The organism is Citrobacter koseri ATCC BAA-895, assembly GCF_000018045.1.
GTDB lineage: Bacteria > Pseudomonadota > Gammaproteobacteria > Enterobacterales > Enterobacteriaceae > Citrobacter_B > Citrobacter_B koseri.
On record NC_009792.1, the window covers coordinates 4,052,025 to 4,068,365 of the forward strand.

The 16,341-nt window shown below is 55.9% G+C and carries 15 protein-coding genes; 1 reads left to right on the plus strand and 14 read right to left on the minus strand.

The annotated features are described in order from the left end of the window. Nucleotides 1-82 precede the first annotated feature (82 nt). Nucleotides 83-1,945, minus strand: coding sequence for a bifunctional glutathionylspermidine amidase/synthase (gene gss, locus CKO_RS18670; RefSeq protein ID WP_012135118.1), 1,863 nt, complete (start codon nucleotides 1,943-1,945; stop codon nucleotides 83-85). Nucleotides 1,946-2,103: 158 nt separating this feature from the next. Then, nucleotides 2,104-4,392, minus strand: a complete 2,289-nt coding sequence (locus tag CKO_RS18675) for an FdhF/YdeP family oxidoreductase (RefSeq protein ID WP_012135119.1) — start codon at nucleotides 4,390-4,392, stop codon at nucleotides 2,104-2,106. 221 nt (nucleotides 4,393-4,613) lie between these two features. Between CKO_RS18675 and yghU the strand changes: the two genes are divergently transcribed. Beyond that, nucleotides 4,614-5,483 carry a glutathione-dependent disulfide-bond oxidoreductase gene (gene yghU / locus CKO_RS18680; RefSeq protein WP_012135120.1) on the plus strand — a complete coding sequence of 290 codons (870 nt, stop codon included), beginning with the start codon at nucleotides 4,614-4,616 and terminating at the stop codon, nucleotides 5,481-5,483. Nucleotides 5,484-5,580: 97 nt separating this feature from the next. Here the strand turns inward: yghU and CKO_RS18685 are convergent, their stop codons facing one another. From CKO_RS18685 to CKO_RS18740, 12 genes are all read right to left on the minus strand, one after another. Then, the gene (locus CKO_RS18685) at nucleotides 5,581-6,264 is read right to left on the minus strand and encodes a molybdate ABC transporter substrate-binding protein (protein WP_012135121.1); all 684 of its coding nucleotides are present in this window, start codon (nucleotides 6,262-6,264) and stop codon (nucleotides 5,581-5,583) included. Then, nucleotides 6,264-7,316: an ABC transporter substrate-binding protein gene (locus CKO_RS18690; protein ID WP_012135122.1), complete on the minus strand. Its 1,053-nt coding sequence runs from the start codon at nucleotides 7,314-7,316 to the stop codon at nucleotides 6,264-6,266. Before CKO_RS18690 ends, CKO_RS18685 begins: the two co-directional genes overlap by 1 nt. A gap of 79 nt (nucleotides 7,317-7,395) precedes the next feature. Next, nucleotides 7,396-7,644, minus strand: coding sequence for a hydrogenase maturation factor HybG (gene hybG / locus CKO_RS18695; protein ID WP_012135123.1), 249 nt, complete (start codon nucleotides 7,642-7,644; stop codon nucleotides 7,396-7,398). A 17-nt stretch (nucleotides 7,645-7,661) separates the two neighbouring features. Further along, nucleotides 7,662-8,003, minus strand: a complete 342-nt coding sequence (gene hypA / locus CKO_RS18700) for a hydrogenase maturation nickel metallochaperone HypA (protein WP_012135124.1) — start codon at nucleotides 8,001-8,003, stop codon at nucleotides 7,662-7,664. Beyond that, complete coding sequence (hybE, locus tag CKO_RS18705) at nucleotides 7,996-8,487, minus strand: hydrogenase-2 assembly chaperone (protein ID WP_012135125.1); 492 nt, start codon at nucleotides 8,485-8,487, stop codon at nucleotides 7,996-7,998. Before hybE ends, hypA begins: the two co-directional genes overlap by 8 nt. Beyond that, nucleotides 8,480-8,974: a HyaD/HybD family hydrogenase maturation endopeptidase gene (locus CKO_RS18710; RefSeq protein WP_012135126.1), complete on the minus strand. Its 495-nt coding sequence runs from the start codon at nucleotides 8,972-8,974 to the stop codon at nucleotides 8,480-8,482. The genes hybE and CKO_RS18710 overlap by 8 nt, the downstream gene beginning before the upstream one ends. Next, nucleotides 8,974-10,677 carry a hydrogenase 2 large subunit gene (gene hybC, locus CKO_RS18715; RefSeq protein ID WP_012135127.1) on the minus strand — a complete coding sequence of 568 codons (1,704 nt, stop codon included), beginning with the start codon at nucleotides 10,675-10,677 and terminating at the stop codon, nucleotides 8,974-8,976. Before hybC ends, CKO_RS18710 begins: the two co-directional genes overlap by 1 nt. Beyond that, entirely contained in the window at nucleotides 10,674-11,852 is a 1,179-nt protein-coding gene (gene hybB, locus CKO_RS18720; RefSeq protein ID WP_012135128.1) for a Ni/Fe-hydrogenase cytochrome b subunit, read from the minus strand. The genes hybC and hybB overlap by 4 nt, the downstream gene beginning before the upstream one ends. Beyond that, nucleotides 11,842-12,828 carry a hydrogenase 2 operon protein HybA gene (hybA, locus tag CKO_RS18725; RefSeq protein WP_024130950.1) on the minus strand — a complete coding sequence of 329 codons (987 nt, stop codon included), beginning with the start codon at nucleotides 12,826-12,828 and terminating at the stop codon, nucleotides 11,842-11,844. The genes hybB and hybA overlap by 11 nt, the downstream gene beginning before the upstream one ends. 2 nt (nucleotides 12,829-12,830) lie before the next feature. Then, a complete protein-coding gene (gene hybO / locus CKO_RS18730; protein ID WP_012135130.1) occupies nucleotides 12,831-13,949 on the minus strand; it encodes a hydrogenase 2 small subunit in 1,119 nt (372 codons plus the stop codon). Between the two features lie 187 nt (nucleotides 13,950-14,136). Beyond that, complete coding sequence (locus CKO_RS18735) at nucleotides 14,137-14,424, minus strand: DUF2623 family protein (protein WP_012135131.1); 288 nt, start codon at nucleotides 14,422-14,424, stop codon at nucleotides 14,137-14,139. 83 nt (nucleotides 14,425-14,507) lie between these two features. Next, entirely contained in the window at nucleotides 14,508-16,148 is a 1,641-nt protein-coding gene (locus CKO_RS18740; RefSeq protein ID WP_024130951.1) for a methyl-accepting chemotaxis protein, read from the minus strand. Nucleotides 16,149-16,341: the final 193 nt, after the last annotated feature.

The following is a 16,341-nucleotide window of genomic DNA, read 5'->3' on the forward strand; positions in this document are numbered from 1 at the left end:
AACGTCTGTCACGCATCCCCAGGCATTGAATGGCCAGGGCGGACGCTGGCGCATCACGCCCAAGGCTCTTTTTCAGAAGAGGCTATTCCCCTTTTTCCACAATTAACGGCTCGATATCGCTCTCTTTTTTGATAACCAGCGAATCATCGCCACGCAGACACGTACCGCCATAGTTGCCGCCAACGGTGAAAGTGCAGACCTGAATATACTTCCCGGCCACGTTTGGCAGGCACCACAACTGCTGGTAAATGTTTTTCTGCGCGGCAAATTTCCCACTGGTTTTATCGAGTAACTCTTCCTGATGGCTCACCAGATCGATATTGCTGCCGCAGCGCCCGGCGATCGGTTTCACCGCATAGCCGGTGCGCGCCAGTTCGTCATTAACCGTGAAATCGGTATCCAGCAAATAGCGGTGATGCGGGAAGAGCGACCACAGGATAGGCAAAATAGCCTTATTACCGGGGATCACCGTCCACAACGGTTCAAACACCAGCACTTCCGGTCGCAATAGCACATCAATCAACCGCACTTCATTTTCAGGATGGCCGGTACGAATCGGCACGGCGGCGTATTCCGTCTCGCTGACTTCACGCACCTGTTCAATTGCAGTTTCCCACGCCCAGGTTTTCCAGACGCAGTTCACCAGGCGGCCATCGCCGTCAATCAGCTGACCGGCATCATCCCAACGCAGCGCATCCAGTCCCCGGAGAATTTTGCTTTCAAACCCGGCCTGGCGCAGCGCCTGCTGCATAAACTGGGCGTGATAGTTCTCCTCAATATCCTTATCCTGCATGATGTGGACGAAAGGACGCGCTAGGCTGTGTTTCCATGCGCCCGCCAGTTCGTTGATCAACCCTTCCGCCGGATTATGCCCCTTCCCGGTGTAGCCCTTTTCGGCCCAGCGTTCGAGGATCAGCCCCGCTTCGGTATGGCATGATGCGGAATCGGCGTTGTACTCGTACACCTTCAGGCCGCGTTCATCCATACAGAAATCCATACGACCGGTGATCATATGGTGGCGACGACGCTGCCAGGAGAGGCGCAAACGCGGCCAGAGGATTTTCGGAATATCGAACAGCGCCAGCAGGTTATCGTCTTTCAGCACCTTGTCGGTGGCATGCAGGTACATCAGATGCAGCTCGTTGGTGGCTTTAATCAGCTCCTGCTCGGCGCTTTCCGTAATGGTAAAATACTGATGCGGGTCCTGATTAATCACATGTCCGTTCGCCAGCACATAGGCTTTTTGCAGCGGGTCCCGCTCATCCAGCCATTTGCCGTCAAACTGCCCTTTCTCTTCCAGCCGCGCGCCGCGAATCTTCAGTGAATCATTGGCGATGTCTGGTTGAGGCAGGCTGTACTGCGTGTCCTCGGTCTGAATCATCCAGCCGAGGATCGTGGTGTCGTCAAAGGTATCGCGCAGGGTATAGCAGCCGTTTTCCACCACCATATCCAGCTCGCGGGTCCACTGTTGCCCTGGGGGCAGCGGCGTGTGGATCACATTCTGTTCGGCGATACGGATCTTGTTGTCCAGCAACTGGGTAATGATCGCCACATGGCCGGTATCTTTAAACTCGCCGCCGTTTTGCCAGATAAGCAGCGCGCCAGCGACCGGCGCGCGGGGCGAACCATTGGGGAACGCCTGTAACGGCAGGATGTTGTCGTTCACCACTTCGCGCAGGAAACGCAGCGAGAAGATCTCCCACGCCATGCCGACATCCGTGAACACAACCCCATAATTGAGAAAGAGAAAGCGGCGGGCGAACTCAACGCACTGCCATTTATGGCCCATATACTCGTTGCCGATGTAGCTGCGAAACGCGGCATCATCGCTGTATTCCCGTGGGTCGAGGGAGCTGTAATCTGAAGAGTAGATTGCTACGCCACCGGGGGCGTAGCCCAATAATGTCCCGAATGGGGCATCCTGACGGGTCGTTCCTTTGCTCATGCACCTTACCTCAAAACAATACAGCCTGAGCAGTATGGCGTGAATTTTTCGCTCTGCTTGCCTGCTCAATAACACTAACCGGACAGAGGTCGATTCATCATACACCTCTACCCGGCCAGACGGCGCACAGAGACAAAAAATTCATAGCGGGAACGATGTTATGTTTTATTGATAACCACCGGCACGCTCTTATAGGCTGGCGTCAGGCTTTCGCTATCGACCGCATCCAGAGACAACAGCACATTCGCTTCCGGCAGATAGGCGCCAATCGATCCTGCCGCCATGTTGTAGATCACGACCGTCAGCCCGCACATCGCGCGATCCTCACAAGGGCGGCCATGATCGTCCAGCGCCTGAATGGTCACCACATCGCCCTGCGCCAGACCGCGCACTCTGGCTTCTGCCGCATTTAAAAACACGACGTCACGGCGGCCGGTAATGCCGCGATAACGGTCATTCAGACCATAAATGGTGGTGTTGTACTGATCGTGGCTGCGCAGCGTTGCCAGCACCAGCGCATCAGCGGGTTGCTGCTGACGCTCAACGGCGCGCTGCTGGCTAACGACAAAGTTGGCTTTGCCATTCCCGGTATGCCACTCACGGCGCGAGGCAGGCGTGTCCATGCGAAATCCGCCCGGCGCGGCAATGCGGGCATTGTAGTCATGAAACGCCGGAATAACGGCTTCAATGGCGTCGCGGATCAGAGCATAGTTTCCCACCATCTCTTCCCAGTTCACCGGCGAACGCGTAAGCGTGGCGCGTGCCATTCCCGCCACAATCGCAGGTTCCGATTTCAGCCACGGCGAAGCCGGTTTCAGAGAGCCGCAGGAGGCGTGCACCATCGACATCGAATCCTCGACGGTGACGGACTGAATCCCCGTCGCCTGAAGGTCGCGCTCCGTTCTGCCCAACGCGGGCAGCAGATAGTTATGCTTCGCCAGCAGCAGGTGAGAGCGGTTCAGTTTGGTTGCCACATGCACCTGCATATCCAGCTTTTGCATCGCCGCAAACGTCCGCTGCGGCTGCGGCATCGCCACGGCCAGATTGCCGCCCATGCAGATTAACGCCTTAGCCTCGCCCCGCTCTATCGCCCGAATGCTCTCCACGCTGGCGCGGCCGTGTTGACGAGGAACGGTAATGGCAAAACGCGCTTCAAGGCGTTGCAGGAAGGCGTCCGACGCCGCTTCGTTAATCCCTACCGAACGGTCGCCCTGCACATTGGAATGCCCACGCAACGGGCAGATACCCGCGCCCGGCTTTCCGATATTGCTTTTCAGCAACAGCAGGTTAACCAGCTGCTGCACATTCCCGGTGCCGTTTTTATGCTGGGTGATCCCCAGGCCGTAGCAAATGATGGTGGCGCGCGATTTATTGTAGCTGTGCGCTAAATCTTCCATCTGGCTGCGCGTCAGACCTGAATCCGCTTCCAGTTCCGCCCAGTGGCACTGGCGCAGGTCATCATACAGCGCCTGATAACCGGCGGTATGCGCAGCAATAAACTCATGATCGAGGCAAGGCTGCTGGTTTAGCAGCACCCGCGCCTCATCCATTTCAATCAGCGCCTTCATCATGCCTTTGAGCAGCGACGCATCGCCGCCCATTTTCACTTGGTAGTAGCTGCTGCTGAGTTCGGTCGCCTGGCCGGTAAGCATCTCTTTAGGGCTTTGCGGGAAGCTAAAGCGCTCAAGTCCTCGCTCCGCCAGCGGATTGATAGCGATAATTTTGGCGCCGCGCTTTGCCACATCGCGCAGCGTGGTCAGCATACGAGGATGGTTGGTTCCCGGATTATGCCCGATGCAAATCACCAGATCGCAGTGGTCAAAATCCGCCAGTTCAACGGTGCCTTTCCCCAGACCAATAGCGCGCGTCAGCCCTGCGCTGGTCGGGCCGTGGCACATATTGGAACAGTCCGGGAAGTTGTTGCTGCCGTATTCGCGGGCAAACAGCTGATACAGGAACGCCGCTTCATTCGAGGTTCTGCCGGAGGTATAAAACTCTACCTGTTCCGGGGAGTCGTAGCTGCACAGGCGTTCGCCGATTTCCTGAAACGCGATGTCCCATTCCACGGCTTGCCAGGTATCGGTTACGGCATCATATTTCATCGGGTGCGTCAGGCGGCCAATATTTTCCAGCGCGTAATCACTGTACTGCCATAAGGTGGACACCGGATGACGACGGAAAAACGCCGGTGAGGCTTTCTTGCTGGTGGTTTCCCAGGAGACCGCTTTGACGCCATTCTCACAAAGTTCCATCGGCGCCCGATGGCCAGGGTCAGGCCATGCGCAGCCAGGGCAGTCAAAGCCTTTGACCTGATTCATTTTGAACATCGCGATAATATCGCGCGTGACGGCCTTTTGGGAAAACACCGACGCAGAGACCGCCTTCACGGCTCCCCAGCCGCCCGCCGGGCCCTGATAACCGCTTACTCCTGGAACACCATTTTTCATTGTTACTGCTTATTCACTGCCAATTTTTAATGGCGAGTACGGTAACAATTTCCGTCTGATATTGATTTCCTCTTGATGGAGTACAGGCGGGCTACAATTAACGAGTTATATTGTGTTCCCCTTCCAGCGAAAAAACCGGCGCTTAATGTCCCAATCTGTTAAACCGCATGGCCTCCGACTGCTACACTGCTTCAACACACCAACCCAGAAGGCAGGTCAACATGTCAGAGAATACTTATCAACCCGCGAAAGTATGGACGTGGGATAAATCCGCAGGCGGCGGCGCATTCGCCAATATCAACCGTCCCGTTTCTGGCCCGACTCACGACAAGACGTTGCCCGTCGGCAAGCATCCGCTACAGCTCTACTCCCTGGGAACGCCAAACGGCCAGAAAGTGACCATCATGCTGGAGGAGTTGCTGGCGCAGGGCGTGACGGGCGCAGAGTATGACGCCTGGCTGATTCGCATTGGCGACGGCGATCAGTTCTCCAGCGGTTTTGTCGATGTGAACCCAAACTCAAAAATCCCGGCGCTGCGCGACCACTCGCAAAACCCGCCGCTGCGTGTCTTTGAGTCCGGCGCAATCCTGCTCTACCTGGCGGAAAAATTTGGTTATTTCCTGCCGCAGGATCTCGCTAAACGTACCGAAACCCTGAACTGGTTATTCTGGCTCCAGGGGGCGGCGCCGTTCCTCGGCGGCGGCTTTGGTCACTTCTACAACTACGCGCCGGTGAAAATAGAGTACGCGATCAACCGTTTTACGATGGAAGCCAAGCGTCTGCTGGACGTGCTGGATAAGCAGCTGGCGCGTCATCCGTATGTGGCGGGCGATGAGTACACTATTGCCGATATGGCTGTCTGGCCGTGGTTTGGCAGTGTCGTGCTCGGCAACGTGTATGACGCCGCAGAATTTCTGGATGCGGGAAGCTATAAGCACGTACAGCGCTGGGCGAAAGAGATTGCGGAACGTCCGGCGGTCAAACGCGGGCGCATTGTGAACCGCACCAACGGGCCGCTCAACGAGCAGCTTCATGAGCGTCACGACGCCAGCGACTTCGACACACAAACCGAAGATAAGCGTCAGAGCTAAACCGTGACGCCGGATGAGATTTTAACGTCGCCATCAGGCGTTATATTGCCTGATGGCGCTCCGCTTATCAGGCCCACGGGTTTGTGATAGTCGGCGTTTAATTAAACCCATGTTGCACGAGAATCAGTCCTGCCGGAGTGGAAAGCAGAAATTCGGCAAGCGGTTTTCCGCGCGCCGTCAGACAGGCAAACGCATACTCAGCGATCGGATTATACGGTTCAGGAATATCAACCACGCACAGGGTACTGATTTGCCGCAGTCTGGGGGCATAGCTGGCATAACCAATAAAAACATCCGTGTAATCGTGGTCGATTAACCATTGCGCCGCCAGCGCTCCGGCGGGAAGCGGCAAAGAATCGCGGCCGCCGACCAGCGCCACAGCACGCGAGCGGATCGCCTCGCCGACGGCTCCCATTCGCGAAAAAAGCTGTTGCGTGTAATCACCGGAAGGATCGCAGCCCGGCGTTGATGTGCCAATTCGCAGATCCTCGCGCATCAGCAGCGACCGCCAGTCGTCGCCCTCCCGCATAGCGTCAGCACGCACGGTCAGGCAGAGGCGATTCAGCGCAAAGGACGAAACCGACAGCGCCCGCCCGCTCGCCAGCAGCGCCTGCGGATGCGCCACATTAGCCGAGGCGAAAAAGTCGCACGGCTCACCGGCTTCAATCCGTTCACGCAGCAATCCCGCCGGGCCGAAATCACAGCGGATCGTCTCTGCCTGAAAACAGGCCATTAGCGGTTGCCAGACGGCACGCAGGCTGCCTGCGGCAAGGATTTTCATCAGTCAACGCCCTGATAGTCAGTGCGATAAAAACGCTGATACCAGTCATTGGCGACCTTGCGCATATCAATATCCTGGAATTTCTGCGGATAGAGTTTTTTCGCCATCCACAGCTCGCCAATGCCCATCGCTTCCGGCATCGGATAGCCCCAGGCCTTCGCGTAGTCCGGCATCAGATAGACGCGATGATTTTTCACCGCATCAATCACCTGCCACTGCGGGCTTTGCAGGATCTCATCCACCACTTTCGGATAGCGATCCTGAACAAAAATCACCTGCGGATTCCAGGCGATAACCTGTTCCATTGCGACCTGCTTAAAGCCTTTGATGGTCGATGCCGCCACGTTCAACGCCCCCGCGTGCGCCATCATCAGGCCAGTATATTTACCGGAGCCGTAGGTGGTCAGTTCCGGGTTCGCCATATAGGCGCGAACGAGTTGATCTTCCGGGATGTCTTTCAGGCGATCGCTCACCATCTTGCGCCCCTTATCCATTGCGGCAATCAGCGCTTTTGCTTCGTCAGGTTTATTGACGATATCGCCAATCAGCGTGATCCCTTCACGCAGCCCTTGATCGTAAGCCTGCTCTTCATCCGTCATTGTCGGGTTCATTTTAGCCTGTTCGCCCGACGCATCATGGCGCAGAGAAATCGCCACCACCGAAATGCCCAGGCTGCTGATTTTGTCGATCATTTCCTGCGGCGCATAGTTAGTGACAAACACCACCTGCGGATGCAGCGCGACCAGTTTTTCCGCATCAACGTGGGTTAAATCACCCAACGCGGCTTTCGTTGTCAGCTCCGGCGCCAGGCGGGCATAACCGTCGCCAAGCTGTTGTTTCCAGTTCGCCATCACGCCAACAATTTTGTCGGTAGCATTCATCTGCACCAGCAAATTCAGCGTCTGATGCTGGAGTACCACCACGCGATCCACCGTATCCGGGACGGTAACCTGGCGACCAATCTGATCGGTAAACGTACGCTCGGCCTGAGCCATAAACGGCAGGGAAAAAAGCAACGCCAGCAGGGAGAGCTGGCGTAAGGATTTAAACATGGGAGATGTCCTCACAATCGATATATATATTAGTATACAACGATTGCAAGGCCGCTTGATAGATTGCCTTCAGGGATTATCAGGCGCTGGTAACGTCATACTCCATTCGGCGTAGCGCGTCTAATGTGGCTTTGGCTTCTTCTTCATCAATGATGCTCATGGCAAATCCCACATGCACCAGCACCCACTGCCCCACCAGCGTTGCAGGGCTGTCTTCGCAAATCAGGGCAATATTCACATCACGCTTGATGCCGCACACTTCAACCTGCGCAAGCTGGTGAATATCTTCACCAACGGACAGAACCTGCCCCGGGACTCCAATACACATAGTTAACCACCTGGACGTTATTCCACTTCAATACTTTTCACTTTCAGCGAGTCGCCGGTATCCACCCGCAGGCGATCGCCCTGACAGTGTGGGCACTGCGCGTCATGCTGCGTGATTTCAACCGCCTGGCTGCAATCCCAGCACCACGCCTGAGCGGGTTTATAGTCGATGTGCAACGCACACCCCTGCGCGAGCGTACCCTGGCAAACGATATCAAAGCTGAAGCGCACGGCGCTCTCTTCAACGCATGAGAGTGCGCCAATTTCCAGCCATACGCCGGTAACTCGCGTCACGCCATGCTGTTCCGCCTGCTGCTGAATAATCTCAACCGCGCTCTGGCACAGGGACAGCTCATGCATGCTCGCCGCTCCGGCGTCCAAACAGCAGCGCACGTCGCCCTGCCAGCTGCGGCGCATCGGGATCGCTGACCGGCAGCGACAGCAGCATCCGCGCGCAGTCGTCCGCCAGACGCATCCCCTCCTGCGCCGACATACCGTGGTTGAGCGGCGACATCAGCGAGCAGGAGAGGTATTGCGAAACCCCGTCCAGTTCGCCAACGGTAAAGGTCATTGCGCCATACGGCAGACGCAATCCGAGTTTTTCACTGACTTTGCGTACCGGCCAGAGCTGGTCGGGGCCGGGGAAAATCAGCGCGCTCAGCATCCACGGCGCGATCACGCTGCCCGTCCACTGCCCTTCAAACAGGGTGAAGTCAGAGACATACACCGGCATATTCGGGTGCAAAAACGAGAGATCGTGCATTGAACGTCGGGCAATCTCTTCAAACGCCGCCTGAACCTGCATTCTCGGGGAGGACGGGAACCCTGAAATTTCCTCAGACATGCGCAGCCTCCCGTGGAATAGCCTCAACGCCTGACTCGCGCAGCGCGGCAAGAACCTGCGCCATAGCAGGTTCAATCATCGCTTCAACCGTTGGCGTCAGGCCGATATGCGGCTCCAGCGATTCCGGGATCACGCCGATCAGCGTCAGCTTTTTCGGAAACTCGCCAGTGAAGCGCAGGGCCGACAGAACGTCGGCCAGGCCAAGCTGATGCGGTGAGATTTTGTTGGTGAACAGCGCAGGCACCTCATCATCACGCAGGATCATAAGGGTTCCCGGCGTATTCTTTCTCGACACAATGGCGTCCGCGATGATCAGGTGATCTCTGTCCGCCATATCGCCAAGAAGCTCCATTCCCGCCGTGCCGCCATCAAGGATCTCCACGAAATCCGGCAGGATGTACCGCTGTTCTAACGCTTCAACGATACGCACCCCGATGGCTTCATCGGTCAGCAAAATATTGCCGACCCCTAACACTAAAATCCGCATTACAGAACCTTAACTGAGACGACTTCGTTCCCGTCAGCGTCCACTACGTGCACCGCGCACGCCATGCAAGGGTCGAAGGAGTGAATGGTACGCACCACTTCCAGCGGTTTTTCTGGATCGGCGATCGGCGTCCCCACCAGCGACTGCTCGTACGGCCCCACTTCATCGTTAAAGTTACGCGGACCGGAGTTCCAGGTGGACGGAACCACCGCCTGGTAGTTGCTGATAATGCCGTCTTTAATGACCATCCAGTGAGAGAGCATACCGCGCGGCGCCTCAAGGAAGCCCACCCCTTTAAACTCACCCGTCGCCGGGATATCCGGTTTGACGAACGTGGTGTGGTCGCCTTTCCCGATATTGGCGATCAGCGCGCTGTACTGGTTTTGCAGAATACCCTGCAATTCGCAGCAGTGAACGGTGCGGCCAATAATACGCCCCAGCGTGGAGTGCAGTTGCGCTACTTCCAGCGTTTTGCCGGTCAGTTTCTGGTAGATCGCGATGATTTCATTCAGTTTAGCCTTCGTGGACTCGCGTCCCGCCGCCAGTTTAACCAGCATATTGGCCAGCGGCCCCACTTCAACGGTTTTGCCGTAGAAGGTCGGGGACTTAACCCACGAGTATTTACCGTCATCAGACCAACCGGTGTATTCCGGGACGGTAGTCCCTTCCCACGGTTCCTGTGGCGCTTCGTCTTTGTACCAGGCGTGCTTCGCGCTCTCCTGAATCCCTTTAATCAGGTATTCATCGGAATGCGAGGCGATCGGGCGATACGTCGACAGATCCGCATTCTGGATATAGCCGCCAGGGAACAGGAAGCTGCCGTTTTTACCGTCAGTCGGAAATTCCGGCGCGCTCAGGTAGTTAACCGCGCCTTTTCCGCGCTCCAGCCATTCTGGATAGAACGCCGCGATTACCGCCGTATCCACCTTGTAAACCTGCTCAACAAAGTCGCTCAGCTTGTCGATGAAGGACTTGATGTACATCAGGCGTTCAAGGTTCAGCACGCCGAGACCGTCGAGGTTGATCGGGTTCGCCACCCCGCCCACCGCCAGGTTCTGGATGTGCGGCGTTTTACCGCCCAGCAGCGCCACCACGCGGTTGGCGTCACGCTGGCATTCCAGCGCTTGCAGATAGTGCGCGACCGCAATCAGGTTCACTTCCGGCGGCAGTTTCATCGCCGGGTGTCCCCAGTAGCCGTTAGCGAAAATCCCTAACTGGCCGCTGGCAACGAGGTCTTTGATCTTGTTCTGCACCTTCGTGAACTCTTCCGCGCTATTCAGGTGCCAGCTCGACACGCCGTTCAACAGCGCCGACGCTTTCGCCGGATCGGCTTTCAGCGCAGAGGTGATATCCACCCAGTCCAGCGCAGAAAGCTGGTAGAAGTGCACAATATGGTCATGGGTAGTATGCGCCGCCAGAATGATGTTACGGATGTACTGCGCATTGACCGGAACGTCAATCTTCAGCGCGCTCTCCGCCGCACGAACGGAAGAGATCGCGTGGGTCGTGGTACATACGCCACAGATACGCTGCACAATCATCCAGGCATCGCGCGGATCGCGATTCTTCACGATCTCTTCCATGCCGCGCCACATGGTGCCGGATGCCCATGCTTTTGACACCACACCGTTCTCGATTTCGCAGTCGATGCGTAAATGACCCTCAATACGGGTTACCGGATCAATAGTAATTCTCTGGCTCATGCTTTGCTCGCCTCATGACGATTGTGATCGTTTTGTTTTAATGGAGGAAGTATCGGCAGTAGACGAATGAGTAAGATGTATGCACAAATCTCAATAGCCACAAAACCAATAGAAATCAGCAGTTCTTCCCAGGTGGGAAAGTAGTGGTAGCCGCCGCCGGGATTGAACGCCACCAGCGAGTAGGACATACGCCACGTTGCGCAGCCCAGCAGCATACTGAGGGCGGACAGATACAACATCCGCGAGTCGCCGCGCAGTTTCGGCAGACGGAGCACCACCAGCGGGAAGACCATCAGCAGGACTTCAACCCAGAACAGCAAGGAGTAGTAGTCACCGGCAAACGCATAAGAGAGCTTGTCGCGGTAAATCAGTTCACCAAAACGGCACACGAGGAACAGCGCGATGAAAACGCTGATAGTACCGGTCAGCTTGATAAACAAACTTTTCTCATCCGGGCCGTTGCCTTTTAAGCCGCTCTGCACCAGAGAGCCTTCAAAAATAACGATGGAAAAGCCCATGATGAAAGCGGTGAACAATGAGAACAACGGCAGCATTTCATAGCTCTGCCACAGCGGATGTACTTTAATACCGGCGGCAATCATCAACGATCCCATTGACGACTGGTGCATGGTCGGCAGCAACGCCCCGAGGGCGATAACAAAGAACATCACTTTGTTCAGACGCTTAAGCGAGACTTTCCAGCCCAGGCGTTCAAACAGCGCGGGGGCAAACTCCAGCGCCATCACGCCGATGTAGATGGTCATACAGACCGCCGTTTCAAACAGCACCGAGTTCACATTGAAGTGCCCTGGGATGTAGAAATACGGCAGGTTCCAGTAACGACCAACGTCAATGGTGATCGACAGCCCGCCCAAAGAGTAACCGAACAGGCTTGCCAGCAGCGCCGGGCGCACCAGCGGATGGTATTGCCCCCGGTTGAAGACATACACCGCCCACGCCAGCGCCCAACCGCCGCACGCGAAGCCGGTGCCGATCAGCAGGTCAAAAGCGATCCACACGCCCCAGGGGAAGCCGCCGTTCAGATCGGAGACCGATCCCAGCCCGAAGACCAGACGTTTCACAATGAGAAGCATGCACAGGACGACAAGCGGCCCGAAGATGATGATCGGTTTACTGATTATTTTCCCGCCCAGCGGTTTAGGATCATGACTCATGATCGTCTCCTCCGTCGTGATGCTCGTTTTTCGTATTACGACGAACCATCACGGTTAAGCCCGCCAGCACAGCCAGTGGCAGCATCATGCCTTTATACAGGGTGTGTTGAATGTGTTCAGAACGCGCGCCAGTTGACAGATCGGCCAGTTGAGGGAGATCCAGATTCTGGTAAGGAACGCCGGTCAGCACCAGCACCTGCGTGCCGCCGCCCTCTTTTTCACCGTACAGATGCGGGTAATACTTCGGTACGGTATGCAGATACGTATCGCCAGTCTGCAACGTCTGGCGCGGATAGTGGTATTCGCTGCCAGGCTTCAGCGCCAGGCGTTTTTGCGCCTCCGCCATTAGCTCTTCTCGCGTACCAAAAATCACCGCGCCCGCCGGACATACCTCAACGCACCCCGGCAGACCGCCTTTGTCCAGGCGTTCAACGCCCTTCTGGTTGCACAGTTCACACTTGTGCAGCGCGCCAAACGGGTTGTTGTAGTCGTATTTCGGCACGTTGTACGGGCAGGCGACCATGCAGTAGCGACAGCCGGTACAGACGTCTTTGTTGTAATGAACGATGCCGGTTTTCGGGTCTTTCTTCAGCGCGGATACCGGGCAAACGGAGACGCAGTTAGGGTCAACGCAGTGCATACACTGTTTCTTAATGTACGCGTAGCCGTTCTCTGTCTGATCTTTATTGACGCCACTTCCGCTATGCCACACCTGAATGATGTTATTGGTGTAAGGAGACAGCTTGTCGTTATTCGACCAGGTTTGCGCCCCTTCCGGGTTACGCGCCGGGAAGTTGATATCCTGGCATTTGGTCACACACGCCTGACAGCCCACGCACAGCGTCGAGTCATACAGCATCCCCAGGGAACCCGGGATAGGCGGACGGTTTTCCGCAGCCGCATGGCTGATGGACGGCGACGCGCCCAGCAGCAATGCCCCGCCAGAGGCTGCTTTAATAAAGTTACGTCTGTTCACGGTTATTCTCCCCGTGAGTCAGCGTTATCTTTCTTCTGCTGACGCCCCAGTTCACGTACCGCCATCACGCTGACACCGGCAACCAGCCCAACCACGCCGCCAAGCAGCCCAACGGCGCCTGCGGAAATGTGGCCACCCTCTTTCAGGTTGACATCCGGCTTCTCGGAACGCGGGGTTTGATTTTCCACATGGGCGAGTTGGTGGATGCCTTTATGAAAGCCAACGCCTTCCTCGTTACAGCCGTAGCAGGGGTGTCCAATCGCCACCGGCCATACGCCGCCGACATCGCAGAACTGCAACGTCGAACAGTTGCCGTAGGTTTCAGGCCCTTTACAGCCCAGATGGTAGAGGCACCAGCCTTCACGGTGGCCTTCATCGCCGAACTCTTTGGCGAAGCGACCGGCGTCAAAATGCGGGCGGCGTTCGCAGTGTTCGTGAATCAGACGACCATAGGCGAAGGTTGGACGGTTTTTGGCATCCAGCTTCGGCGGTTTACCGTAAGTGATGATGTGGGCAACCGTTGCCAGGAAGTTATGCGGGTTCGGCGGGCAGCCCGGGATATTGATAACGGTTTTGCCCGGCAGGACTTCCTGCAACCCGACGGCGCCGGTCGGGTTCACGCCAGCGGCAGCGACGCCGCCCCACGCGGAACAGGAGCCGATCGCGATAATCGCCGCCGCGCCTTCCGCCGCCTTGCGGATGTGATCCACAATCGGCTCACCGGCAACCATGCAGTAAATACCGTTATCTTTTAATGGGATGGAACCATCGACAACCAACACATACTGCCCTTTATACTTCTCCAGAGCGTTATGCTTGTTCTCTTCAACCTGATGGCCGAAGGCGGCGGAGAGGACCTCGTGGTACTCCAGAGAGATCGTTTCCAGAACGAGGTTTTCTACCGTTGGGTGGGTCGCGCGAAGGAGCGATTCGGTACATCCCGTACATTCCTGAGCGCCGATCCAGACGACGGGCGGACGCTGCGGACGGGAAACCGATTCGGCCATTTCTGCGGCGGCTTTGCTACTGAGCCCCATGGTTGCGGCCAGTGCTGCACAAAGCTTCATGAAATCACGACGATTAACGCCGTGAGAAGTGATGAGAGTATTATCTCCAGTCATTTTATTGTTATTCCGTTGCAAAGACCTGGCTCTATTTTGCACCGTTCACAAATAACTTATTGCGATCGGCGCGCCATTTACCACACTTTCTTTATGGTTATTGAACCATGATACTTTGACGGAACAACAAAACGAAGGAGTAAGACAATAGTGTAATTAATTAAACCGGGGTAATACCCCCTTCGGATCAATTTTCGAGACGATAACCCGCCATAAAGAACCGGATAGTCGTATTCGATTGATTCTCCCGAAAGAAGTCCATCACCATATCTTTGTCCAGGCCATAACGGCGCGTCAGAATCCCCGCTTCCCAGGCGCTTAATTGTCGATCGCCTGTTTTTTCAAACATGCGATGCGAAAATCCTAATACGAATCCGCGCTTATAATCAGAACAAAAACCCGCCACGTTACGCGCGCTATCGGCACACGTTGCGTTTAATCCGGCCATCAGGCCCTTACCAAAATGATTGTCCATGATACCTCCAATCGCTATATAACAAATTATATAGCGATTTTTTAAGCGAACGCCAGAGGTATCACATACTTTTTTTTACCGGATCAGAAGGCGACCCATTCATCGCCTGACTTCGCGGCAGACGCCCCGCGCGGACTGGCTGGAGAGACCGTTTTCGCCGGGCTGATTTGCGCGTCATTATGAGAAAGGCGGAACTGTTGCACAGAGCGTTGCAGCTCTTCCGTTTGCCGTTCCAGCGCCGCCGCTGCCGCAGAAACTTGCTCCACCAGCGCGGCGTTTTGTTGGGTCACGCTGTCCATCTGGGTTATCGCCACACCAACCTGAGAGATCCCTTTGCTTTGTTCCTCGGAAGCGGCGGCGATCTGCTTCATGATGGTGGTGACTTCAGTTACTCCGCGCAGAATGGCCTCCATTGTCGCGCCCGTCTCCTGCACCAGCTGCGCACCCTGCTCGACACGACGCACGGATTCAGCGATCAGCGTTTCAATCTCTTTGGCGGCCCCGGCGCTACGACTGGCCAGATTACGCACTTCACCGGCGACGACCGCAAACCCACGCCCCTGTTCACCGGCTCTGGCGGCTTCAACGGCGGCGTTCAGCGCCAGAATATTGGTCTGGAAGGCAATACTGTTGATGACATTCGTAATTTCGGCGATCTGTCTGGAGCTGGCTGAAATACCGTCCATCGTCTCGACCACTTCAGAAACCAGCGTGCCGCCTTTTCCGGCCGTCGCGGAAGCGGCATCAGCAAGCTGACTGGCCTGGCGCGCATTATCCGCATTCAATTTCACCGTCGCGGTGAGCTGTTCCATGCTTGCAGCGGTCTCTTCCAGCGCCGCCGCCTGCTCTTCCGTACGGGAAGAGAGATCGTTATTGCCGCTGGAGATCTCTGTCGCACCGCGCCAGATATTGTCACTGCCTGAACGAATCGAGCTGACCGCTTCCCGCAGACTATCCTGCATCGCGCTCAGTAACGGCACCAGACGACCGACACAGTTACGGCCAAACTCTTCAATCGGCTGGCTCAGATCGCCTTGCGCAATCTGGCGGAACTGTTGGCGAATGCGCGCCAGCGGTTTCACTAACATCGTGACCAGGTAACGGTCGGTAAAGAAGAGAATCACAATTCCCAGAATAACGGCGGTGATAATCAGGGTGCGGATAATTGACGTTTTGCCGTCCACCATCACGCGGGTGCTGTCCAGCATCGTGCCGGCCGCGCTGTTAAAACGTTCTGCGCTGGCGCCGAAGGCGCGGCTCAGGGCGGGGGTGACATTATTCGCCTGTTCTGCAAATTCGGTGAGCGTACCCTGCTGCGCCAGTTGCATCTGCGGCGCGACGCCCTTATCAAGCAACGCCTGCCAGTTTGCCAATACCGCAGCGGCGATCTCCGGGTCCATCGGCCCTGGAGAGAGCGTTTTCATCTCTTCCAGCTTTTTGCTCATATTGTCCAGCGCCTGCTGTACTGGTACAAAATCGGGCGTACCGCCGCCGATTTTAACGTCCATCGCACGGCTTAAACGCGTGACAAAACGAAAATACTGATCGTTCCCCTGACTTAGCACCGTCATCTGACGCACAATATGACGATCGATATCATTCCCTTCCGCCACTTTAGATAATGCATGGACGCTGAATAAACCAACGCCCGACCAAAGAAGACAGAAGAGCCCCAATATTGTCAGCATGACAATACGAATAGTGAAGTTTTGCAGCAAACGCATAAGAATTTCCTTGCCGTACTTGAGGGATTCGCCATCAGGCGACACTTATCCTCGTTATCGGCAGAGAATGCAGAATATATACTTTCTTTATTGTTTTTTTACTTAACTAAGTATACGAATCATCGTCAGCACGCTATTCCTGTGAATGCTTATAAAGCATAACGGCATTATTATGCCGCAAAGCAATATGCCG

What these genes read in the sequence shown, in the direction of transcription:
- gss (WP_012135118.1), bottom strand. Translation starts at nt 1,945, where the DNA reads ATGAGCAAAGGAACGACCCGTCAGGATGCCCCATTCGGGACATTATTG.
- CKO_RS18675 (WP_012135119.1), bottom strand. Translation starts at nt 4,392, where the DNA reads ATGAAAAATGGTGTTCCAGGAGTAAGCGGTTATCAGGGCCCGGCGGGC.
- yghU (WP_012135120.1), top strand. Translation starts at nt 4,614, where the DNA reads ATGTCAGAGAATACTTATCAACCCGCGAAAGTATGGACGTGGGATAAA.
- CKO_RS18685 (WP_012135121.1), bottom strand. Translation starts at nt 6,264, where the DNA reads ATGAAAATCCTTGCCGCAGGCAGCCTGCGTGCCGTCTGGCAACCGCTA.
- CKO_RS18690 (WP_012135122.1), bottom strand. Translation starts at nt 7,316, where the DNA reads ATGTTTAAATCCTTACGCCAGCTCTCCCTGCTGGCGTTGCTTTTTTCC.
- hybG (WP_012135123.1), bottom strand. Translation starts at nt 7,644, where the DNA reads ATGTGTATTGGAGTCCCGGGGCAGGTTCTGTCCGTTGGTGAAGATATT.
- hypA (WP_012135124.1), bottom strand. Translation starts at nt 8,003, where the DNA reads ATGCATGAGCTGTCCCTGTGCCAGAGCGCGGTTGAGATTATTCAGCAG.
- hybE (WP_012135125.1), bottom strand. Translation starts at nt 8,487, where the DNA reads ATGTCTGAGGAAATTTCAGGGTTCCCGTCCTCCCCGAGAATGCAGGTT.
- CKO_RS18710 (WP_012135126.1), bottom strand. Translation starts at nt 8,974, where the DNA reads ATGCGGATTTTAGTGTTAGGGGTCGGCAATATTTTGCTGACCGATGAA.
- hybC (WP_012135127.1), bottom strand. Translation starts at nt 10,677, where the DNA reads ATGAGCCAGAGAATTACTATTGATCCGGTAACCCGTATTGAGGGTCAT.
- hybB (WP_012135128.1), bottom strand. Translation starts at nt 11,852, where the DNA reads ATGAGTCATGATCCTAAACCGCTGGGCGGGAAAATAATCAGTAAACCG.
- hybO (WP_012135130.1), bottom strand. Translation starts at nt 13,949, where the DNA reads ATGACTGGAGATAATACTCTCATCACTTCTCACGGCGTTAATCGTCGT.
- CKO_RS18735 (WP_012135131.1), bottom strand. Translation starts at nt 14,424, where the DNA reads ATGGACAATCATTTTGGTAAGGGCCTGATGGCCGGATTAAACGCAACG.
- CKO_RS18740 (WP_024130951.1), bottom strand. Translation starts at nt 16,148, where the DNA reads ATGCGTTTGCTGCAAAACTTCACTATTCGTATTGTCATGCTGACAATA.